At 43.5% G+C, this 22482-nt stretch carries 23 protein-coding genes; 18 read left to right on the top strand and 5 right to left on the bottom strand.

Going from position 1 to position 22482, the window contains the following annotated elements:
* The first annotated feature begins 103 nt into the window (after window positions 1-103).
* Entirely contained in the window at window positions 104-361 is a 258-nt protein-coding gene (locus B9Y67_RS16850) for a hypothetical protein (RefSeq protein ID WP_085508498.1), read from the top strand.
* A 41-nt stretch (window positions 362-402) separates the two neighbouring features.
* On the opposite strand, the gene sspO is transcribed toward B9Y67_RS16850, so the two are convergent.
* Window positions 403-552 carry a small acid-soluble spore protein O gene (gene sspO, locus B9Y67_RS16855; protein WP_085508500.1) on the bottom strand — a complete coding sequence of 50 codons (150 nt, stop codon included), beginning with the start codon at window positions 550-552 and terminating at the stop codon, window positions 403-405.
* Window positions 553-749: 197 nt separating this feature from the next.
* Here sspO and acnA point away from each other — a divergent pair, with 197 nt between their 5' ends.
* The 8 genes from acnA (at window position 750) to B9Y67_RS16895 (ending at window position 8059) form a co-directional block, all read left to right on the top strand.
* A complete protein-coding gene (gene acnA / locus B9Y67_RS16860) occupies window positions 750-3458 on the top strand; it encodes an aconitate hydratase AcnA (RefSeq protein ID WP_085508501.1) in 2709 nt (902 codons plus the stop codon).
* A gap of 201 nt (window positions 3459-3659) precedes the next feature.
* Window positions 3660-4256: a redoxin domain-containing protein gene (locus B9Y67_RS16865; RefSeq protein WP_085508504.1), complete on the top strand. Its 597-nt coding sequence runs from the start codon at window positions 3660-3662 to the stop codon at window positions 4254-4256.
* 52 nt (window positions 4257-4308) lie between these two features.
* Window positions 4309-4446, top strand: a complete 138-nt coding sequence (locus B9Y67_RS16870) for an FbpB family small basic protein (protein WP_139823835.1) — start codon at window positions 4309-4311, stop codon at window positions 4444-4446.
* 113 nt (window positions 4447-4559) lie between these two features.
* On the top strand, window positions 4560-4706 hold the full coding sequence (locus B9Y67_RS16875) for an acid-soluble spore protein N (RefSeq protein WP_062446020.1): 147 nt from the start codon (window positions 4560-4562) through the stop codon (window positions 4704-4706).
* Window positions 4707-4717: 11 nt separating this feature from the next.
* Window positions 4718-4948, top strand: a complete 231-nt coding sequence (gene tlp / locus B9Y67_RS16880) for a small acid-soluble spore protein Tlp (protein WP_085508508.1) — start codon at window positions 4718-4720, stop codon at window positions 4946-4948.
* Window positions 4949-5056: 108 nt separating this feature from the next.
* Window positions 5057-7333, top strand: a complete 2277-nt coding sequence (locus tag B9Y67_RS16885) for an AAA family ATPase (protein ID WP_085508510.1) — start codon at window positions 5057-5059, stop codon at window positions 7331-7333.
* 1 nt (window position 7334) lies between these two features.
* The gene (locus B9Y67_RS16890) at window positions 7335-7754 is read left to right on the top strand and encodes an acyl-CoA thioesterase (protein WP_085508512.1); all 420 of its coding nucleotides are present in this window, start codon (window positions 7335-7337) and stop codon (window positions 7752-7754) included.
* Window positions 7755-7756: 2 nt separating this feature from the next.
* Window positions 7757-8059: a hypothetical protein gene (locus tag B9Y67_RS16895; RefSeq protein ID WP_085508514.1), complete on the top strand. Its 303-nt coding sequence runs from the start codon at window positions 7757-7759 to the stop codon at window positions 8057-8059.
* A 135-nt stretch (window positions 8060-8194) separates the two neighbouring features.
* Here the strand turns inward: B9Y67_RS16895 and B9Y67_RS16900 are convergent, their stop codons facing one another.
* The 3 genes from B9Y67_RS16900 to folE2 all read right to left on the bottom strand — a co-directional run bounded on the left by B9Y67_RS16900 (window position 8195) and on the right by folE2 (window position 9738).
* Complete coding sequence (locus B9Y67_RS16900; RefSeq protein ID WP_085508516.1) at window positions 8195-8482, bottom strand: HesB/YadR/YfhF family protein; 288 nt, start codon at window positions 8480-8482, stop codon at window positions 8195-8197.
* A gap of 87 nt (window positions 8483-8569) precedes the next feature.
* Window positions 8570-8794, bottom strand: coding sequence for a membrane protein insertion efficiency factor YidD (gene yidD / locus B9Y67_RS16905; protein ID WP_085508518.1), 225 nt, complete (start codon window positions 8792-8794; stop codon window positions 8570-8572).
* Window positions 8795-8805: 11 nt separating this feature from the next.
* Window positions 8806-9738: a GTP cyclohydrolase FolE2 gene (folE2, locus tag B9Y67_RS16910; protein WP_085508520.1), complete on the bottom strand. Its 933-nt coding sequence runs from the start codon at window positions 9736-9738 to the stop codon at window positions 8806-8808.
* A gap of 302 nt (window positions 9739-10040) precedes the next feature.
* On the opposite strand from folE2, the gene B9Y67_RS20785 reads away from it, so the two are divergent.
* Complete coding sequence (locus B9Y67_RS20785) at window positions 10041-10214, top strand: hypothetical protein (protein WP_176224039.1); 174 nt, start codon at window positions 10041-10043, stop codon at window positions 10212-10214.
* A gap of 43 nt (window positions 10215-10257) precedes the next feature.
* Here the strand turns inward: B9Y67_RS20785 and plsY are convergent, their stop codons facing one another.
* Window positions 10258-10839 (bottom strand): glycerol-3-phosphate 1-O-acyltransferase PlsY, encoded by a 582-nt coding sequence (plsY, locus tag B9Y67_RS16915; protein WP_085508522.1) that lies wholly within the window; start codon window positions 10837-10839, stop codon window positions 10258-10260.
* 367 nt (window positions 10840-11206) lie between these two features.
* On the opposite strand from plsY, the gene B9Y67_RS16920 reads away from it, so the two are divergent.
* The 8 genes from B9Y67_RS16920 (at window position 11207) to B9Y67_RS16955 (ending at window position 22468) form a co-directional block, all read left to right on the top strand.
* Window positions 11207-12274, top strand: a complete 1068-nt coding sequence (locus B9Y67_RS16920; protein WP_085508523.1) for an ABC transporter ATP-binding protein — start codon at window positions 11207-11209, stop codon at window positions 12272-12274.
* Entirely contained in the window at window positions 12271-13791 is a 1521-nt protein-coding gene (locus B9Y67_RS16925) for an ABC transporter permease/substrate-binding protein (protein ID WP_085508525.1), read from the top strand. The genes B9Y67_RS16920 and B9Y67_RS16925 overlap by 4 nt, the downstream gene beginning before the upstream one ends.
* 13 nt (window positions 13792-13804) lie before the next feature.
* The gene (locus tag B9Y67_RS16930) at window positions 13805-14221 is read left to right on the top strand and encodes a CoA-binding protein (RefSeq protein WP_085508527.1); all 417 of its coding nucleotides are present in this window, start codon (window positions 13805-13807) and stop codon (window positions 14219-14221) included.
* Window positions 14222-14409: 188 nt separating this feature from the next.
* Window positions 14410-16362 carry a DNA topoisomerase IV subunit B gene (parE, locus tag B9Y67_RS16935; protein ID WP_085508530.1) on the top strand — a complete coding sequence of 651 codons (1953 nt, stop codon included), beginning with the start codon at window positions 14410-14412 and terminating at the stop codon, window positions 16360-16362.
* Between the two features lie 14 nt (window positions 16363-16376).
* Window positions 16377-18833, top strand: coding sequence for a DNA topoisomerase IV subunit A (gene parC / locus B9Y67_RS16940; protein ID WP_085508532.1), 2457 nt, complete (start codon window positions 16377-16379; stop codon window positions 18831-18833).
* A 117-nt stretch (window positions 18834-18950) separates the two neighbouring features.
* Complete coding sequence (locus B9Y67_RS16945) at window positions 18951-19589, top strand: TetR/AcrR family transcriptional regulator (protein ID WP_085508533.1); 639 nt, start codon at window positions 18951-18953, stop codon at window positions 19587-19589.
* Window positions 19590-19663: 74 nt separating this feature from the next.
* Window positions 19664-20806: an acyl-CoA dehydrogenase gene (locus B9Y67_RS16950; protein WP_085508535.1), complete on the top strand. Its 1143-nt coding sequence runs from the start codon at window positions 19664-19666 to the stop codon at window positions 20804-20806.
* A 21-nt stretch (window positions 20807-20827) separates the two neighbouring features.
* Complete coding sequence (locus B9Y67_RS16955; RefSeq protein WP_085508537.1) at window positions 20828-22468, top strand: AMP-binding protein; 1641 nt, start codon at window positions 20828-20830, stop codon at window positions 22466-22468.
* Window positions 22469-22482: the final 14 nt, after the last annotated feature.

Raw genomic sequence — 22482 nt, forward strand, 5'->3', positions numbered from 1 at the left:
CGAGTTATGTATGGAAAACATTTGTCTGGTGCATGCTATTGATTAGAAAAACTTGGCTTGTCGCCAAGTACTTTTTTAAAGTACACAAAAAAGAGGTGTCTTTGTGAGTTATCATCAGAATAAACAGGAAGCTTTCCAGCATGCATCCAATAAAGTACACGAAGCGGAACGTACAGCGGATGATGTCTTAATGTCGATCCATGAAGCCGATTACGGCACAGAACTGGCACATTTAAAAGAAGAAGTGAACCAGGCTTATCAACAGGTCGAAAAAGCACTGACAGTTGCCAGTGAACATCAGGAAGAGCAATTGCAATCCTACAAACAGCAACTGGACAAAATCAGAAATCAATTGTTATAAAGAAACAGACGCTCATGACCTTGGGCGTCTGTTTTACTGTTTTATTGATTTTTCTTACGCTTTTTATTAAACATTCTTTCTTCTGCAGTCAATGGCTCCCGTGGTGTTTCCTCCTGGTAACCAGCACCACCGCCCTGGGCTTTTGCCGCATTCATTCCCGGGCGTATATGATTGGCTTTTCGTGTTGTCATTTTACGTCACCTCCTCCTATATACATAGTGTGACAAAAATTGACCAATTTAATTTACTTCTAAATCGTTTTCATTTACAATGGTAGATGCATATTTGTGAACTTTTTCTGAAAAAAGTAACAAATCGAATTTAAAGAATAGTGTAATCGAACTTGAGTTGCATTATTCAATTTCAACTGAGGGGGTAAGAGGAAAATATGGCAAGCAATAATGCTTACAATGCAAAAAAGCAATTTGAACTCAACGGTAAGACTTACAACTACTACCAACTGAAAGCATTAGAAGATGCTGGGCTGGGCAAAGTTTCACGATTGCCTTTCTCCATCCGTATCCTGCTGGAATCCCTGCTTCGACAACATGATGGCCGTGTCATCAAAGACGAGCATGTGGAAAGTCTGGCTAAATGGGGAACCAAGGATGCACAAGGGGAAGATGTGCCTTTCAAACCATCTCGTGTTATCCTTCAGGACTTTACAGGTGTACCTGCTGTAGTCGACCTTGCTTCACTGAGAAAAGCGATGGTTGATATGGGAGGAAGCCCGGATAAAATCAACCCTGAAGTTCCAGTCGATCTTGTTATTGACCACTCTGTTCAGGTAGATGCATACGGAACAGAAAAAGCGTTACAAGTGAACATGGAATTAGAGTTTGAACGTAATGCGGAACGTTACGAGTTCCTTCACTGGGCTCAAAAAGCATTTGATAACTACCGTGCCGTTCCACCAGCAACTGGTATCGTCCACCAGGTTAACTTAGAGTACTTAGCTAACGTTGTTCATGCTGTAGAGAACGACAAAGGAGAAACTGATACTTATCCTGATACACTAGTCGGTACCGACTCACATACTACAATGATCAACGGTCTGGGTATCCTGGGCTGGGGTGTTGGTGGTATCGAAGCGGAAGCAGGAATGTTGGGACAACCATCTTACTTCCCTGCACCGGAAGTTGTGGGTGTCAAGCTTAATGGCAGCTTCCCTAATGGTACTACAGCAACTGACCTGGCACTAAAAGTAACCCAGATCCTTCGTGAGAAGAAAGTTGTTGGTAAATTCGTCGAATTCTTCGGACCGGGCCTGCAGGAAATGCCGCTTGCTGACCGTGCAACCATTTCAAATATGGCTCCTGAGTACGGTGCAACTTGTGGTTTCTTCCCTGTTGACAAGGAGTCTCTCGACTACCTGCGCCTTACTGGACGCAGCGAGGAACACATTGAACTCGTCGAAAAGTATTGCAAAGAAAACGATCTATGGTATTCTCCAGAATTGCCTGATCCAGAGTTCACACAGCTTGTCGAAATCGACCTTTCCGAGCTGGAACCGAACCTTTCCGGTCCTAAGCGTCCACAGGACTTGATTCCACTTTCTAAAATGAAGGAATCATTCAACAAAGCGTTGACTGCACCTACCGGGCCACAAGGTTTCGGTTTGGATAAAGACGAAATCGAAAAGGAAGTCACTTTCGACCTGGATAATGGTAAGACTACAACAATGAAGACAGGTGCGCTGGCGATCGCAGCCATCACATCCTGTACGAATACTTCCAACCCGCATGTTATGCTGGGTGCCGGTTTGCTTGCTAAGAAAGCAGTTGAAAAAGGCTTGGAAGTTCCTGACTATGTTAAAACATCCCTGGCTCCAGGTTCAAAAGTAGTTACACGTTACCTGGAAGATTCCAATTTGATGGAACCTTTGAACCAGCTTGGCTTCAACCTGGTTGGTTATGGCTGTACAACATGTATCGGTAACTCCGGTCCATTGAAGCCGGAAATCGAAGAAGCTATTGCAAGCAGTGACTTGACCGTATCTTCTGTACTTTCCGGTAACCGTAACTTTGAAGGACGTATCCATCCACTTGTAAAAGCGAACTACCTTGCTTCTCCACCATTGGTTGTCGCTTATGCATTAGCTGGTACAGTGGATATCGATCTGAGAAACGAACCGCTCGGTAAAGACAAGGATGGGAACGATGTCTTCTTCGATGATATCTGGCCATCCCAGGAAGAAGTCAAAAAAGAAGTTGCAAGTGTTGTAACTCCTGAAATCTTCCGAAAGGAATACGAAAATGTCTTTAACTCCAACGAAAAATGGAATGAAATCGATACAACGGATGAGCCGTTGTACGATTGGGACAGCGAGTCAACTTACATCCAGAACCCGCCATTCTTCGAAGGACTTTCTGCCGATCCTGACACCGTCAAGCCGTTGAATAACTTGAGAGCGATCGGTAAATTCGGTGATTCCGTAACGACGGACCACATTTCACCAGCGGGTGCGATTCCGAAAGACATGCCAGCAGGTGAATATTTGCAGGACAAAGGTGTTTCTCCTCGTAACTTCAACTCTTATGGTTCCCGTCGTGGTAACCATGAAGTGATGATGCGTGGAACATTCGCCAATATCCGTATCCGTAACGAGCTTGCTCCAGGCACTGAAGGTGGATTCACTACTTACTGGCCGACAGAAGAAGTAATGCCGATCTACACAGCTGCCATGAAGTATCAGCAGGATGGTACAGGCTTACTCGTCATTGCTGGTAAAGATTATGGTATGGGAAGCTCCCGCGACTGGGCTGCCAAAGGTACAGATCTCCTTGGCATCAAGACAGTCATTGCGGAAAGCTTTGAACGAATCCATCGTTCCAACCTTGTAATGATGGGTGTGCTGCCATTGCAATTCCAGGATGGCGATACCATTGATTCTCTTGGTCTTACTGGGCGCGAAACTTTCAACGTGGAAATCGGTGAAAACGTCAAGCCGCATGACCTCGTCGATGTAACGGCAGTAGACGAAGAAGGCAATAAGAAAGAATTCAAAGTTGTTGCACGTTTCGATAGTGAAGTAGAAATCGACTACTATCGTCATGGCGGTATTCTTCAAATGGTACTTCGTAACAAGCTAGCTTAACTTAAATAAGCATCGATCCGCATAGCCGGTAACGGTTATGCGGATTTTTATTTAGGAGGAAATTGCTGGTCATAAATACAGATCCAATTACCCTTACACTTATAAACAGGGAGCTTTACTTTTGATAAGCCTATATTTATGATCGTTAATGGAGAGTAAATTCCTCTACAATACATAGTTTGGAAAAGGAAGTGTTCCACCATGATCAAGCGAATAGTGGTTAGTGCTTTATTCCTGATATTGATTGGTTACGCTGTCTATAGCTTTGCGGATAACGGTAAGGATGAAGCGAATGGCCCGAATGAATATGATGTTTCTGGTGACACCTCGCAGGAAGGAACAGGAATGATGCCGCCTAATACTCCAAAAGGAATACAAGAAGGGGAGCAGGCACCTGATTTCGAATTAGAAACTGTCGACGGTGAAACCATTCGCTTATCCGATTTGAAGGGGAAGAAAGTATTCCTTAATTTCTGGGCGACATGGTGTCCGCCTTGCAAAGAAGAAATGCCTGAAATGCAAAAGTTCCATGAAGAATTTGGCGATGAAGTGGAAATAGTTGCCGTTAATGTCACCACTACAGAAACGAGTGTAGATGATGTACAAAAGTATTTAGAGCAGGAAGGCTATACGTTCCAGGTACCATTAGATAAAAGAAACCAGGTTAGTTCGGAGTATCAGGCGATCACTATTCCGACCACCTACTTCATTGGTACCGATGGAACTGTCCAGCAATCGCGCCAGGTTGGTCCCATGACTTATGATTTCATGGTAAAAATGAAAGATGATTTGAAATAAGGTATATTTTTGCTGAATGAGGGAATCCTTGCTAATAAAAGGAGAGATTCCCATGGCAAAGAGGCGTAAACCCAGTTTCCAGGATCTTGTAAAAGAGAACCGGAAGCAAATACTTTCCGACCACGATCTGATTACAAAAATTGAAACGAAAATTGATGAACGTCATCATCAGAAATTACGTTCATCTTAATGTGAAAGAAGCAAACCATCCCTTGAGGAATGGCTTGCTTTTTTTATTTCAAGCATAAAAAGAGCCTCATTTGCAAATATTATTGCTGAATGGTACTAAAGGAGGAATAAGTAATGAGCAATCCAAAAAAACATGCTCAGGCTTTTACCCCGAGTCATTTGGGTACCCAGCCGAGGGAATCCGAAGTTAACAATGGTAAGAAAATGGAAGTTAAGACAGATAAAGAACCGAAAGTTATTCAAACCAAAGGGAAGAAATAGGAGGTTTTACCATGGAAAACAATCAACGCCATCCCAACCCTGATGATCGTAGTGATAATGTAGAAAAATTACAGCACATGGTACAGGACACAATTGAAAATATCGAAGATGCCCATGATGCATATCCAATGGCTAATGAACAAGAGAAACAGGCAATTGAAGAAAAGAATAAACGCCGTGAAGAATCCATTAATGCGATGCGAGATGAAATTAAAGACGAAGCCCGTCATAACCAACAATAAAGCCAAACGTCCTTTCACACGAAAGGACGTTTTGTTATGGGCGTGAGCGTCTACATAGTCCACCCAGGTATGATAAAATAAACCAATGAAACAAAAGGAGGGGCGCTCATGGACACAGAAACTATTAAAGCTCTATTGCAGCAATGGAACTCAATCGACCAAGTACCTCCAATTACGGAAACTGAGGCTTTAAAATTACTGGACGAAACACAAGAAGATAAAACAGATATGCAAGCGTACCTTTATGTTGCTCTTGCCTATCATCGGATTAAACGTCACCCAGGGGAAGATCGTCTGGCTGATTTTTTTATTGAACAAGCTAAAGAGATGAAACAAAACCACCCCTTAGTATCCCAATTGAATGAAGCGAAAAAAGTGTTAAAGGTCTATCACAGCCTGCGTGAAGTGCCTTTTGATGACTGGACAATACACGAAACAGATCATCAGTCAGCAAAAGTAAAAAAGGCGGACAGGATCCATGAACAGGTCATAAACCTTTTGAAGTCCTGGGACCAGGCACTGGTAGAAAAAGATATTGTCGATGCTGCGAGCGGCCGCCTTAAACTATATCAGGAAATTCACTTTCATCTGACCGAACTGAAGGAAATATTAGAGGAAGCCATCGAGTCGATAGAAAACCGGCGTATCCGCTTATCGGCCAGTACGATCAATGAAAAAACAAGAAGAATCAGTAATTATAGAGAAGAACTGTTCAAAAGGCTTCCCGATTTTTTAACCCGTTCCGAACAGCAGGATCCCCTGGAAGCCTTGGACAATATGATTGGACTGCATGATGTCAAAAGTTATATTCACCGCTATTATCATTATTTAAAATATCAACAGCAGCGGAAGAGACTTGGGTTCACAATGGTAGATGAGCCCGGTCTGCATATGATCATGACGGGAAATCCAGGCACCGGAAAAACTACCTTGGCCAGGCTCCTGGCAAATATCTATTATGAGCTGGGGCTGCTTGAGACTAGAGAGGTCGTAGAGGTAAACCGGTCACACCTTGTCGGAGCCTATATAGGCCAAAGTGAAGAAAATACAATGAACTACGTCAAACAGGCAACCGGAGGAGTTTTGTTCATCGATGAAGCATACAGTTTGAGCAGAGAAGGACAAACAGGCAATGATTATGGACAGGCTGTCATCGATACCCTGGTTTCCGCTATGACCAGCAAAGAATATGGAGGTAAGTTTGCAGTCATCCTTGCTGGATATCCAGAAGAGATGCGTCAATTTCTATGGTCGAATCCCGGACTGCGGAGCCGTTTCCCTGAACAGAACCATATTGAACTGCCTGACTACGGAATGAGCGAGTTATTGGAAATTGCTGAAATCAGTGCGATCGAAAATGATTATTACTTTACCGATGGAGCACTGAAACAATTGGAAACGTTAATTGACAAGCATCGTGTCGATGAATCCTTCGGTAACGCGCGAACGGTTAAAAACCTTGTACTGAAAATCATTTTTAACAAAAGTGCGTTTCAGTCAGAAGTCGATCAGCAGGGATGGCTTGATCATATGCGGCTCACTAAAAAGGACATCGAGATAGAGGATGAATCAGACAGGGAAAAAGAAGCGCCTAACGAGAGGCTGGAAGAACTGATCGGTCTTAGTAATGTAAAGGATGAAGTAAAAAAACTCTCTGCTTTTGTAAGGGTTCAGCAGGAACGGAAAGATAAAAACCTGCCGCATGTACCAATCCAGCTTCATTCTGTTTTCACTGGAAATCCTGGAACAGGGAAAACCACGGTTGCTGCTATTTATTCGGATATCTTAAAGCAGTGTGGACTGCTGAAGCGTGGTCATATGGTTGTCGTCTCCCGGAGCGATTTAGTAGCTGGTTATGTTGGACAGACCGCAATCAAAACGAAGAAAAAAGTCAGAGAAGCGCTTGGAGGGGTTTTATTCATCGATGAAGCCTATTCCCTTTACAACGGCGGGAGAGATGATTTTGGAAAAGAGGCAATTGAAACCCTCGTCGATGAAATGACCCGACATAATGAAAATCTCGTGGTTATTCTTGCAGGGTACCAAAATGAGATGCGTCAGTTGGTAAACAGTAACCCCGGATTGACGAGCCGTTTTAAAAAATACTTTCATTTCCCTGATTACAATCCGGAAGAATTGCTTGCTATGACAAAATTCCAGGCTGCATCTTATCAATACAGGCTGAATGATACCGTAGAGCAATTTCTTGCCGATCGTTATCAGCAGGAAGATGTGAAAGGGAACGGACGATTCGTCAATAACTTAATTAATGAAGCCATCCAATACCAGGCACTCCGGATTGAAGGCGAAGAGGATCCTGCCATGGATCTATTGAACAAAAGTGATATGGAACAAGCATGGAAAACAGTACAGGGGGACTTTTAAGATGACAAAAACAGAGACACCGATACGAGTAAGGTATCAGGAAACAGATCAGATGGGTGTTGTCTATCATGCTAATTATTTAGTCTGGTTTGAACTGGGCCGGACTGATTTTATAGAGGCATTAGGTTTCAAGTACCATGAAATCGAAAACCAGGGGGTAGTATCACCTGTGGTAGACGCGAATATTCAATTCAAAAAACCGGTCCGCTATGGGGAAGATGCCTACGTGGAAACGTGGCTGGACGATTACGATGGGCTCCGGATCACCTATGGATACCGTATTTTCAATAAAAGCCAGGAACTTGCCGTTTCCGGTACTACGAAGCATGTGATTGTAAAAGAAGGAAGCTTCCGTCCGGTATCCATTCGACGTTCCTTCCCGGAGTGGCATGAAGCGTATACGAAAGCATTGGAGCGGTAACTATGGCGTTTGGGGTAGACAGAGAAGAATTGACGCAGTGGAAAGAACGAGTAAGTAAAGGACAAATTGCTTTTTTGACACATTATTGGCTGGACGATCGTTTTCCGGGTTGCGACACGGTGACTAAAGTTGGCTGCCGGGATGTCGAAAAACTGAAACGATGGGGAGCAAAACACGGCCTCCAGCCGAACTGGATACACCAGGATGATCAATATCCCCACTATGATTTATTTGGCGATGTCCAGGCAACAATCTTATCTGCCGAAGGCATTCATACTCAACTAAAAAGATTCAACATTAAATAAAATCGTTATTTCGATGCTTCAGTATGTAAGAGTAGGCCGATGCTTAAACTTAATCAAGTTCGTGAAAGCAAAAGAGCACTTTTCCTAAGCGAAAGTGCTCTTTCTTGTATGCGAAAGCATATTTGCCACTGAAAGTTAAATATAATTAAATTCTGGTTCTTCCCATTTGGAGTTATAATCAACCTTCAATGATTTATCATCAAAATACCAGGCATCTGAAGCTTCTACAAAAAAGGTGATGCCCTTGACTTGAGTAGAAGCGGCTGGTTCCTCTGGTTCGTCCATTTGGATTGCTAGTGAAAAGCCAGGCTGCAGCCCGCCGGAACCGCCATAGCGGACAAGAAAACGGATAGCTGCTCCACTGCTGATTTCCAGTTCTTCTTCATACCATTTTGCTGCCTGTTCGGTTACTTCGATTTCCATTCGCTCCACTCCTTTGGTCGATGTATTGCTTCTTCTGAATGGTGCTGATTAGAAGAAATAAAGCAGGCTGTCATCATTCAGCCTGCTTTATTTCTTTTTCCTCTCTGGTACAGGGTCAAAACCACCTGGATGGAATGGCTGACATTTAACGATCCTTACTATAGTCAAATACAACCCTTTTAAAAAGCCAAACCGTTGGAATGCTTCTAATCCGTATTGGGAACAGGTGGGGTAGAAGCGGCAAGTTGGCGGCTTAACGGGACTGATCACTTTTTGATAAAAGCGTATCAGCCCGATGAAGATATATTTCATATTAACCCGCCTTAGTTTCTTTCCTCGTTTTTATCATAGTGCAGGCTGGCAATCGCATCATGCAAGTGGATGGATTCTTCGTTTCTGCACGTCACTTTAAAGCTTTCCACAAACTCATATTCATATAAGTCAGCTGCCACCAGCCGTACGACATCTTCTACGAAGCGAGGATTTTCGTACGCCTGTTCTGTCACCATTTTTTCATCCGGACGCTTCAAAACCGGGTGGATTCGGGCGCTGGCATTACTTTCTGCCGCTTCCAACAATGCCGTTTTCCAATCATTTTCCTGTTCATTGAAATCTTCCGTCAACCGGACAGACATAGACACATAGCCTCGCTGGTTATGGGCGCTGTATTCACTGATTTCTTTAGAACATGGACATAGGGTTGTAATAGCGGCAGTCAAGCCAACTTCGATATCATACCCTATTTGTTTGTGGTATTTAACCTTCATTTCGGCGTCAGCATGGTTCATCCCGGCGAAGTCGGAAGCCGGTCCTTTTCGTTCAAAGAACCAAGGGAAGGAGACTTCTACTTCCGCATCCTCTTGCTTCAACCTGTCCGCCATTTCTTTCGTGAATTTTTTCAAGGTGGTCAGATCGATAGCGAAACCATCCTGATGGTATTCGTCCAGCTGCTGGGTAAAGCGGCTCATGTTTGTCCCTTTGCTGTCCTGGGTGATAGATGAGCCAAATGTAAACGTGCCGATAGTTGTCTGGATTTCCGGTGTCAATTTACTCGGGATTCGAATGGGATGCTTAACATTGGAAATTCCGACGGTATCGATTTTGAACAGGAAGTCCTGTTTTGAATTTTGTAAGTCTACCATTTGTTCTTTTTCTACAGGCTTTGTTCTTGGCCCCGGCTCACTTGAACCGAATAATTTATGTCGTTCCTTTTTTGAAGGTAATTGTTTTTTATTCCTGATTTCTGTTTGAGACATAACTTTGACTCCTTTCAAGCCATAGCAGTGTTTCTATAGTTCAAAGTATACATGAACTGAAAAATATTATACAATTACATGCTTATTATGAGCTAAGTTGGGAAACTGCATGTTCACTTAAAGATTTTATCTTATTCCTTTTCAATAATATCATATTTTGGGCTGCTAAAATATGTTTCCTGACTTTTCAGCTTTGCAATAGGGGATTTAATTTTGTATTTTATGTGAAATTATTCACATATTTATATTTTTTCTAACCCGTTAATATTATAATAGAGACAAACAATAAAGGAGGGCTTACCATGACAGGGACAGCCGTTATATTAGAAAACAATAAATACATCGTGTTAGAAGAGGTCGAACGCACATGGATCGAAGGAATGGCAAAAACACATATATCGGAAAAAGAGTGCATCAATTATCCTTCCCTGGTCGGTTTTAAAGAAGAAGAAATTGATTGGGAATATGGCTATTGATAAAAAAGAAGCAGTTCAGACCTTTGTCTGAACTGCTTCTTTTTTACATCCATGTAATTTTAGGTTCTGTCTTATTCCTGATCCGTTTAATATTTTCCCGATGACGATAGATCACAAACAATGTAAGCAGAGTGATAACGATGAATAAGCCAATGTCACCTAAGAAAAAAGAAACCGCCATGGATACGATCCCTGTGATCATAGAGGATAAGGATACATATTTAGTCAGGTAAAGCATTAAGAAAAATGTAGCGATCATGATAGCAAATACGAGAGGATTCACCCCAAGGATAACTCCTCCGGAAGTGGCCACTGCTTTTCCACCTCGAAAGCCTGCAAATACCGGATACATATGACCGATTACCGCTATAATACCGAAAATCAGAGGATTGATGTCTGGAACAAACAGTACAGCAAGCACGGTGGCAAGCGTACCTTTCAAAATATCCGCTATGGTGACAAATAGCCCGGCTTTCTTGCCAAGAACCCGAAAAGTATTGGTGCCTCCGAGATTACCGCTGCCATGTTCTCTGATATCAATACCGTAGCCAAGCTTCCCTACTAACAGACCAGAAGGAATAGATCCTAAAATATACGCTATGATTGCTAAAATAATGTATTCCATACGAAAACCCCTTTTTGTTGCCTATTCCTTACTTATTTTACCACGCAAATTGTCTGGTCAGTATAATCAAATCATGCTCTTATTTCCCTTCTGCAGTTTTGTTCGCTAGAATGGTAGAAGAGGAAGAGTCCAACGACCATGAAAAAATTCATTTATGATAATACTTGTCCAATGCATGGCAGGTGCTCTTATATTATATCTTATGCATTCTGACAATCAAATAGTATTCAATCAGGTCTAGAGACAAACCCCATTTTTATTATAATAGAGAAGAAGTTTCTGATTAAGCAGGCAGGAGATGAAGATGTTTTCCTTTTAGGTAAAATGGGTATAACTAAGTCAAAATGTGTCTGGTGGAGGATTAAAGATGATAGAGTTTAAAAATGTAACCAAAACGTATCCCGATGGCACGACTGCATTAAGAGGTGTAACATTCTCCGTGAAAGAAGGAGAATTGTTGACGGTAGTCGGACCAAGCGGTTGCGGTAAAACGACAACGATGAAGATGATAAACAGGCTGATCAAGCCGACAGAAGGATCGATTTTCATACATAACAAGAATATCAAGGAATTCAATATCCATGAACTGCGCTGGAATATTGGCTATGTCCTACAACAGATTGCCTTATTTCCGCATATGACCATTGAAGAAAATATCGCAATTGTTCCTGAAATGAAAAAGTGGAAAAAGAAAGATATATCCTCTCGTATTGATGAATTGATGAACATGGTGGGACTGGAGCCGGAGACTTACCGGAAAAGAAAGCCGGATGAATTATCAGGTGGGCAGCAGCAGCGGGTAGGAGTCATACGCGCTCTGGCCGCTGACCCTGATATCATATTGATGGATGAGCCGTTCAGTGCGCTCGACCCGATCAGCCGTGAAAAGCTTCAACAGGACATCCGGGAGTTGCAAAGGAAAATCAAAAAGACGATTGTGTTCGTCACTCATGATATGGACGAAGCTTTGGCTCTTGGTGATCGTGTATGTTTGATGAAAGAAGGGGAAATCGTACAGATAGATACGCCTCAGAACATGGTACTTGAACCTAAGAATGATTTTGTTAAAGAATTCATCGGAAATCGCAAATCGCCATGGCAGTCTGCCGTTGATGTCATCGCCGACAGAAGCGGCAGCCGTGTGCTCACCGAAACAGAATTCGACCAGAGAAAATTCGATTCCTATGGCGTCTATATCATGGAAGATGCTACAGGGAATTATGTGAGTGGTGTCAAACAAGCGGAAAAAGTAGACTTACCTGTCCTAGAGAATGACCTTCCTCTAAAGAAAGCCGCTGATATTTTTGAACAGCATCGAGAAGAGTTGCTGCCAGTAGTTAAAGGCCAACGGTTAATTGGCACCCTCTCCTATCGGGAAATCGTTCTTCACCTCAAACAACACGTTTCCACAGAGAATGGGGTGATACGGTCATGAGGGAATTCTTAGATGTATTAGAGCGCCGTCAGGACGTGTTATGGCCGACGATTTGGGAGCACCTTCAAATTTCCATTGTCGCCCTGGTCATCGCGACATTAATTTCGCTCCCTTTAGGTTTAATTTTAACTAGAAACCAGCGGATAGCAGAACCGATTATCGGGCTTACAGCAATTTTGCAGACAATTCCGAGTCTGGCGGTTTTAGCATTCCTGATACCTTTCTTCGGTATCGGCCAGACACCAGCAATTATTGCGTTGACAGCATATGGACTGCTCCCAATATTAAGAAACACCTATACCGGGATAAAAGAAGTCGATCCCGCCCTAAAGGAAGCCGCGACCGGAATGGGAATGAGTTCGTTCCGTCGCTTATCACGAGTAGAACTGCCGCTGGCAATGCCTGTCATCATGGCCGGGATTCGTACATCGATGGTTCTTATAGTTGGTACTACTACGATTGCTGCTTTAATTGGAGCAGGCGGTCTAGGGGACATTATCCTGCTTGGTTTAGACCGGGGAGGAGATTTGAACCTTATCCTTTTAGGGGCTATTCCTGCCGCTTTATTAGCGATCATACTGGATTTGGTCCTGCGTATGTTTGAACGGACTTCAGCCAAATCAGGTTTCCGTTCACTCGTCAGTCTTCTTGTGATAGCGGCATTGATTGCTGTTGGACCACTTGCTTTTGGCGGTGGTGCCAAATCGGATATTAAAATCGGGGCAAAACTTGGCGCGGAGCCTTCTATCCTGATCAATATGTATAAGCTAATGATTGAAGAAGAGACAGATCTCTCCGTGGAGCTTGTACCAAACCTCGGAAAGACAGATGTCGTATTCAGTGCGCTTCAGGAAGGCAGCATTGATATTTACCCTGAATTTACAGGTACCGCTTTAGTGAGCTTATTAAATCGGGAAGCAGAAAGCACAGATGAACAGGAAGTCTATCAATCAGCTGCTGATGGTTTAAAATCAGAATATAACATGGCTTATCTTGAACCGATGCAATATAACAATACTTACGCCATTGCTACTACGCAGGAGTTTGCTGATCAATACGACCTAGAGACGATAGCAGACCTTAAACCGATTGATGACCAGGTAACAGCAGGTTTCACACTTGAATTCAATGATAGAAAAGATGGTTATCAGGGAATTAAACAACTTTATAATTTAGAATTTGGGGAAGTCAGGACGATGGATGCTGGTTTAAGGGAAGGTGCCATCGAAAAGGGAGAAGTGGACATCATTGATGCCTACTCGACAGACAGTTATGTGGAAGGATTGAACTTAAAAGTACTGGAAGATAATGAAAACCTCTTTCCGCCATACCAGGGTGCACCGCTGCTTCGTCAGGAAACGCTTGATAAGTATCCTGAACTGGAAGAAATCTTAAACCGGCTGGGTGGCAAGATTACCGGCGATCAAATGCGGGAAATGAATTATAAAGTAGAAGAAGAGGATGTAGATCCTGAGGAAGTAGCCAGAGAATTTCTGGAAGCAGAAGGATTATTGTAAAGGAGGCTGTATAATGGCATATCAACACCCCGATAATGAGACGATCATTCAAGCTTTAAAAGATACGAAAACAATCGCTGTTGTCGGTCTTTCTGATAAGGAATATCGCACCTCTTATCAGATTGCCAAAGAAATGCAGGATGCAGGCTACCGGATCATTCCTGTAAATCCGATGGTGGATCAGGTGCTTGGGGAACAAGCATATGACTCCTTGCTTGACGTAAAAGAACCGTTTGAAATGATCAATGTTTTTCGCCGGTCGGAGCATCTTCCTTCCCTGGCAAAGGAAGCAGTCCAAATGGATGCGAAGATTTTTTGGGCCCAGCAGGGAGTCCAGGATGAGGAAGCTTATGCATACTTGAAAAAACATGATTTTACCGTCATGATGGATATGTGTTTAAAAGTAGCCCATGCTGTTCTTATGAAATGAAGCCGCTAAATGACCAGTAAAAATCCCTGTACTTACAGGGATTTTTTACTGAGTATGGAAAACGTTACTTGCGTCTTTTGTCAAAAAGGCTAAAATAGAACAAGCAGATATGTATAGTTATTTACACGTTCGAACGTTTGTTCTATTATAGAAACAGTTAGGTAAGTCAGAAGGGAGACGTAGGCATTTTGGTTAAACAATCACAGCAATATTCAGATGACTCCATACAAGTATTGGAAGGATTGGAAGCTGTCAGGAAACGTCCAGGTATGTATATCGGAAGCACCGACCATCGGGGACTGCATCATTTGGTTTATGAAATTGTCGATAATGCTGTCGATGAGGCGCTAGCCGGTTTCGGTAACCGAATTACCGTCACTTTGAATAAAGATGGCAGTGTGTCAGTCGAGGATGAAGGACGAGGGATGCCAACAGGCATGCATAAAATGGGGAAACCTACCCCGGAAGTAATCTTGACTGTCCTTCACGCCGGCGGAAAATTCGGCCAGGGGGGCTACAAGACAAGTGGTGGCTTGCACGGTGTCGGGGCTTCGGTGGTCAATGCCCTGTCAGAATGGCTGGAAGTAACCATCCACCGGGATGGGCAGACTTATGTCCAGCGTTTTGAAAACGGAGGGGTTCCGGTCACATCGCTTGATAAAACGAAGAAAACGAGAAAAAGCGGGACGATTATTACCTTCAAGCCGGACTCTACTATTTTTTCCACTACCACCTACAATTTTGAAACTTTATCGGAACGGTTAAGAGAAGCAGCTTTTTTACTTAAGGGTGTGGAAATTAAACTGATTGATGCGCGTAAAGACATCGAAGAAAGCTACCAGTATGAAGAAGGCTTGAAAGCCTTTGTCAGTTACCTGAATGAAGAAAAGGATACCCTGCATCCGGTAGTCGCTTTCGAAGGGGAGCAAAACGGCATTGAAATTGATTTTGCTTTTCAATTTAATGATGGCTTCGCTGAAAGCATGCTGTCGTTTGTTAACAACGTCCGGACAAAGGACGGAGGCACGCATGAGTCCGGTGCAAAAACGGCTATAACGAGGATTTTCAATGACCATGCGCGAAAGACCAATCTGTTGAAAGAAAAAGATAAGAACCTGGAAGGTAATGATATTCGTGAAGGTTTCACAGCGATTGTCTCAGCACGGATTCCGGAGGAGCTATTACAGTTCGAGGGACAGACGAAAAGTAAACTCGGCACCTCAGAAGCAAGGTCGGCTGTCGATGCTATCGTTTCGAGTAAGTTGTCGTACTTTCTGGAAGAAAATCCAGATATCGCATCTTTACTGATCAAGAAGGCAATCAGAGCGAAGGAAGCTCGTGAAGCAGCAAGAAAGGCCAGGGAAGATGCAAGGTCAGGCAAGAAAAAGAAACGGAAAGAAACCATGCTCAGTGGGAAACTGACACCTGCTCAATCAAGGAATCCGAAGAAAAATGAACTTTACCTCGTCGAAGGTGATTCAGCAGGCGGCTCTGCTAAACAAGGACGTGACCGAAAATTCCAGGCCATCCTCCCCCTAAGGGGAAAGGTAATCAATACAGAAAAGGCGAAAATAGCCGATATATTTAAAAACGAAGAGATTTCAACAATCATCCATACGATCGGAGCTGGGGTCGGCGGTGATTTTGATCTCGAAGACTGTAATTACGATAAAATCGTCATCATGACGGACGCAGATACTGATGGAGCTCATATCCAGGTATTGCTCCTGACTTTCTTTTACCGGTATATGCGGCCGCTTGTAGAAGCCGGCAAAGTGTTCATTGCCCTGCCGCCTCTTTATAAGGTTTCCAAAGGGAAAGGGAAAAAAGAACAAATAGAATATGCCTGGGATGAAGATGGCATGGAAGCAGCAGTCAGAAAATTTAAGAGCGGCTATATTATTCAGCGTTACAAAGGTCTCGGTGAAATGAATGCCGATCAGCTATGGGAGACGACGATGGATCCGGCTACACGTACACTGATCAGGGTGACGATTGACGATCTCGCCCGTGCCGAACGACGGGTAACGACATTAATGGGAGATAAAGTCGAGCCACGGAGGAAATGGATTGAGTCCCATGTCGCATTTGGGTTGGAAGACGAAGCAAACATCCTGGAAAATGACAAAATTCAGAACTAGAGGAGGATATTCTTTTGGCGGAAGTGGAAAATTACTTAGATTTACCTTTAGAAGAGGTCATTGGCGACCGGTTCGGAAGGTATAGTAAATACATCATACAGGAACGGGCGCTGCCGGATGCCCGCGATGGGTTGAAACCTGTGCAGCGGAGGATTCTGTATGCGATGCATCAGGAAAAGAATACACATGATAAAGCTTTCCGGAAATCTGCGAAAACAGTAGGAACAGTAATCGGTAATTATCACCCCCATGGAGATACCTCTGTCTATGATGCGATGGTACGGCTGAGTCAGGAATGGAAAGTGCGGAAACACTTAGTAGAAATGCATGGAAATAACGGAAGCGTCGACGGAGACCCTCCTGCTGCCATGCGTTATACAGAAGCCCGTTTATCCAGCATTTCTTCTGAGCTTTTACGGGATATCGAAAAGGAAACAGTAGATTTCATTCCTAACTTTGATGACACCATCTATGAACCTGTCGTTTTGCCTGCAAAATTTCCAAACCTTTTGGTCAACGGTTCAACTGGTATATCGGCAGGTTATGCTACAGATATTCCTCCCCATAACCTCGGTGAAGTGATCGATGCTGTCATCATGAAAATTGAAAAGCAGAATGTGACGACTAGCGAACTGATGACTAAACTGAAAGGGCCGGATTTCCCGACAGGAGGAATCATCCAGGGGGAAGAAGGCATTAGAAAAGCGTATGAAACCGGTAAAGGTAAGGTCATTTTACGCGGGAGAGCAAATATTGAAAGCATCAAAGGAAATAAGGAACAAATCGTTATTGATGAAATCCCTTATGAAGTTAATAAAGCTAACCTAGTCAAACGTATGGACGAACTGCGTATCGACCGTAAAGTGGAAGGGATTGCAGAGGTGCGGGATGAAACAGACCGTACAGGACTCCGTATCGTAATAGAACTGAAAAAAGAAGCAAATAGTGAAGGCGTTTTGAATTATCTCTATAAAAATACTGATTTGCAGATTACCTATCATTTCAATATGGTAGCAATTAAGGATCGCACGCCAACGCTGCTTAATTTACAGCAGATCCTTGAATCGTATATCGCCCATCAAAAAGAAGTGGTGACTCGGCAGTCCAACTACGATTTAAAGAAGGCGAAGGCACGCGCCCACATCGTAGAAGGTCTGATTAAAGCTATTTCGATTCTGGATGAGGTGATTGCAACGATCCGTGCTTCCAAGGACAAGCAGGATGCCAAAAAACGATTGATTCAAGCTTACGATTTCACAGAAGAACAGGCAGAAGCAATCGTCAATCTTCAGTTATACCGTCTTACAAATACTGATATCACAGCACTTGAAAAGGAAGCGGCTGAACTAAGAGAACGCATCGCATACTTAGAAGAAATACTGGCAGATGAACGGAAATTATTAAAAGTCGTCAAATCCGACCTGAAGAAGTTAAAGAAGCAGTATAATGATGAACGCAGAACTAAAATAGAGGCCGAAATCGAAGAGTTGAAGATTAACTTAGAAGTCATGGTGGCCAGTGAAGATATCATCGTCTCGGTAACCAGGGATGGCTACGTGAAACGGACAAGCCTTCGTTCCTATGCTGCATCAAATGGGGAAGATTTTGCGATTAAAGACGGTGATCATCTGCTGCGGCTGATCGAAATCAATACAACGGATAAGCTTCTTTTGTTCACTAACAAAGGAAATTATCTCTATTTACCTGTCCATGAAATTCCGGATATCCGCTGGAAGGATCTCGGTCAGCATATCGCAAATCTCGTTCCCATCAACAAAGATGAGAAGATTGTCGCTGCTTATCCGGTAAGAGATTTCAAGGAAGATAAGTGTTTATTATTCTTTACAAAGAACGGAATGGTCAAAAAGAGTGAACTGGCGCTGTATGAAGCACAGCGTTATTCGAAACCGCTTGTGGCGATCAATTTAAAAGGTGAGGACGAGGTGACGGATGTCCACGTAACCGATGGCCATTCGGATATATTCATCGCTTCCGATAAAGGCTATGCCCTCTGGTATCATGAAAGCGAAGTGAAAACAGTAGGACAGCGGGCTGCAGGCGTCAAAGCGATTACTTTGAAAGAAGGCGAACAAGTCGTTTCAGGACAGGTTTTCGATGATTTGTCCGATCCGTCCATCGTCATTATCACCCATAGAGGTGCATTGAAGCGTATGCGCTTAAAAGAATTCGAGCAAAGCTCCCGCGCCAAACGGGGCGTTGTCATGCTTCGTGAGCTGAAAAAGAATCCACACCGTCTCGTCAACATGCATCTGATTGAATCAGGCCAGGAGCTGCAAGTGAAAAGTGAAAACGGAGAAGTTTTAACCATCAACCCGATGCAATACAAAGCAAATGACCGCTACAGCAACGGTTCCTATATTGTCGATACCGATCAAAGCGGGGAAGTCATCGACTCCTGGGTTAAAAATGAATACGAAAAGCCATTCGAAACGGAAGAACAAAATTCCTGACTGACATCCAGGCGTGCAGCCTGGATGTTTTTGTATATTATTCGCCAAAAAGTCTTTGTGTTTTCTGAAAAATGTGATAAAATTGTGACAAATGTCTAGTGGGAAAGGGGATGATGTATGGCAGGGTTAAGGGAGTCAATCCTTAGAACCTCGCTTGAGTTGTTTGAGCAAAAAGGGTTTCATGGAGTGACCGTCAACCAAATTGTAGCAGCCTCTAACACTTCGAAAGGTGGATTCTATCATCATTTCCAATCGAAAGATGAGCTGTTGTTCGTCATTCACGACACATTCATTACATATGTATTGAAAGAAGCGAATGCAGCAAATGAAATCCACAAATCTCCCATCAAGAAGATTCAATCAATCATCAAAGCATTTGTAAAAGTTTTCGACTTATACAAACCACACATCTCCGTATTCTACCAGGAAAGCAATTATTTAAAACCTGAATATGAAGAGCAAATCAAACGTAAGCGCGATGCATTCAAGCAGATGGTCTTTCAAGTGATTGAAGAAGGCCAGGAAACCGGCGACTTCCGAAAAGAATTGCCAATGGAGATCACCGGCATGGCAATCCTCGGAATGGTCAACTGGATTTATAAATGGTATACACCAGAAGGGAAATATACCATTGATGAAATCGCAGATGTCTATGTGGATATTATCCTTCATGCTATATTGACTACCAATGTAGTTTCCGAGGAAAATTTCCAGTCCCACATGCTTGAGCGCCCTTTTTTTACCGAAAAAAAGTAACCGCTTACATTAATTTTTGAGCATTACAGACCAACCAGTCGGTCTCTAAAGAATGGATAATAAGGGGGAGCATTATGAACTTTGAATTGACAAAAGAACAGGAAATGACCCGTAAAATGGTACGGGATTTTGCGGAGAATGTCATTCAGCCACGAGCGATTGATCTGGATGTGAAAGCAGAATTTCCGGAAGATATTTTTAAAGAGATGGGGAAACTCGGGTTGCTTGGCATCCCTTTCCCGGAAGAATACGGAGGGGTCGGAGGCGATACAGTAACTTACGCCTTAGCAGTAGAAGAAATCGGCCGTGTCTGCGGGGGTACCGGCCTTAGTTATGCAGCAGCCGTGTCACTCGGTTCAAGCCCAATCTATTATTTTGGCACAGAAGAGCAAAAGCAAGAATATTTGGTTCCTCTTGCTAAAGGTGAAGGACTCGCTTCCTTTGGACTTACCGAACCGAATGCCGGTTCTGATGCGGGTGGTACGCAAACACGTGCTAAGCTCGAGGGCGATGAATATGTTATCAACGGGGAAAAAAGCTGGATTACCAATGCCGGCTATGCGCGCTCCATTACCGTTACCGCTGTTTCGGGAAAGAGAGAGGACGGCAAAAATGTCATTTCGGCATTTATTGTACCAGCAGATACCCCAGGACTTACGATTAACAGTAACTATGACAAAATGGGGGTACGTGCTTCCAATACTTGTGAAATCATTTTGGAGGATGTCAGGGTTCCAAAGGAGAATATATTAGGTGACCCTGAAAAAGGCTTCGGTCAGTTTTTATATACCCTCGATGGCGGCAGAATTTCTATAGCTGCCTTGGCCGTGGGTATCGCTCAGGCATCGCTTGACCGTGCACTCGCTTATGCCAAAGAACGTAAACAGTTTGGAAAAACAATCTCCAATTTCCAGGCCATCCAGTTCAAACTTGCTGATATGGCGATGGAAGTGGAGCTTGCCAGGAATATGGTAATGAAGGCCGCATGGTTGAAAGATCAGGGCAAACCGTTCACGAAGGAATCAGCCTATGCAAAGCTGTTCGCTTCTGAAACCGCTTTCCGATCAGCGAACCAGGCTATTCAAATCCATGGTGGCTATGGATATATGCGTGAATACGAAGTAGAGCGTTACCTGCGTGATGCGAAGTTGTTAGAAATCGGGGAAGGCACTTCAGAAATCCAGCGTCTGGTCATTGCCCGTCAGCTGGGTTGCTAAAAAATTACGAGGAGGAACCGTATGACTTTATTGAAACAAACTGTCGGTGAAATTTTAGAAGAAAAGGCGCAGGCTCATCCGGATCATGAGGCTTTTGTCTATCCAGAATTGAATCTTCGTAAAACATATAAAGAATTAGATGAAATGACTGATAAAGCAGCTAAAGGATTTATGGCTATGGGCATCGAAAAGGGCGAACACGTAGCTATTTGGGCTGACAACAAACCGGAATGGCTGATCTCCCAATTTGCTACTGGAAAGATGGGGGCTGTATTAGTAACAGTCAATACCAATTACCGCGCCCAGGAGCTGGAATATCTGCTAAAACAGTCAGATACGACGACATTAATCCTGACCGAATCCTTCCGCGGGGCATCCTATATCGATATTCTGAAAGAAGTCTGCCCTGAGCTTGAAGTCTCCGGGAAAGGAGATATTCAGTGTGCGAAACTGCCGAATTTAAAGCGGGTCATTGTCCTGAGCGATAAAGAGTATAAGGGCTGCTATAAATGGCAGGAGCTAATGGATATGGGGGAAGACGTAGCTGATGAAGCATTGAAACAGAGAAAATCAATGCTGACGTATGATGAAGTCATCAACATGCAGTATACCTCTGGCACCACCGGTTTTCCGAAGGGAGTTATGCTCACCCATTACAATATCGTCAATAATGGAAAACAAGTTGCTGAGGCAATGAAAATGACAAAAGATGACCGGCTTTGCATTCCGGTACCTTTCTTTCATTGTTTCGGCTGTGTGATGAGTACGATTGCCTGTGTAACCCAGGGAGCGACGATGGTTATTTTAGAGCAATTCGACCCTGAAAAAGTACTGAATGCAGTAGAGAGTGAACAATGTACGGCATTACATGGGGTACCAACGATGTTCATTGCTGAATTGAACCACCCTCGTTTTGAAAGCTTTAACACAGATTCGCTTCGAACTGGTATTATGGCGGGATCCTCCTGCCCAATGGAAGTCATGAAGGACGTCATCAATAAAATGGGAGCAGAAGAGATAACCATCGCTTATGGGCAGACGGAGTCTTCCCCGGTTATTACGCAGACGCGTACAGATGACACGATCGAACGGCGTGTCAGTACGGTAGGAAAAGCTCACCCGAATGTGGAAGTGAAAATCGTCGATCCAAGTATGAACCAGGAAGTGGAACGAGGGGTACCAGGTGAACTCTGTACACGCGGCTATCTCGTCATGGAAGGCTATTATAAAAATGAAGAAGCAACCCAGATGGCAATAGATACAGAAGGCTGGCTTCACACTGGTGATATTGGTGTCATGGATGAGGATGGCTATGTTGAAATTACCGGCCGAATCAAAGACATGATCATCCGTGGCGGTGAAAACGTCTACCCACGTGAAATAGAAGAGTTTTTGTATCAGCATCCCGATGTGCTGGATGTTCAGGTAGTAGGTATCCCGGACAGTAAGTATGGGGAGGAAATCATGGCCTGGATAATCCCGAAAGAAGGGAAGACGCTGACGGAACGTAATATCAGGGAATTCTGTGAAGGGAAAATATCCAAACATAAAATTCCTCGTTATATCGAATTCACTGACGAGTATCCAATGACAGCAAGTGGGAAAATCCAGAAGTTTAAGCTGAGAGAAACGGCATTGGAAAAATTACAGTCAAAATCTTAACTGAAGGAGGAGAG

Source organism: Thalassobacillus devorans, from assembly GCF_900176565.1.
GTDB lineage: Bacteria > Bacillota > Bacilli > Bacillales > Halobacillaceae > Thalassobacillus > Thalassobacillus devorans_A.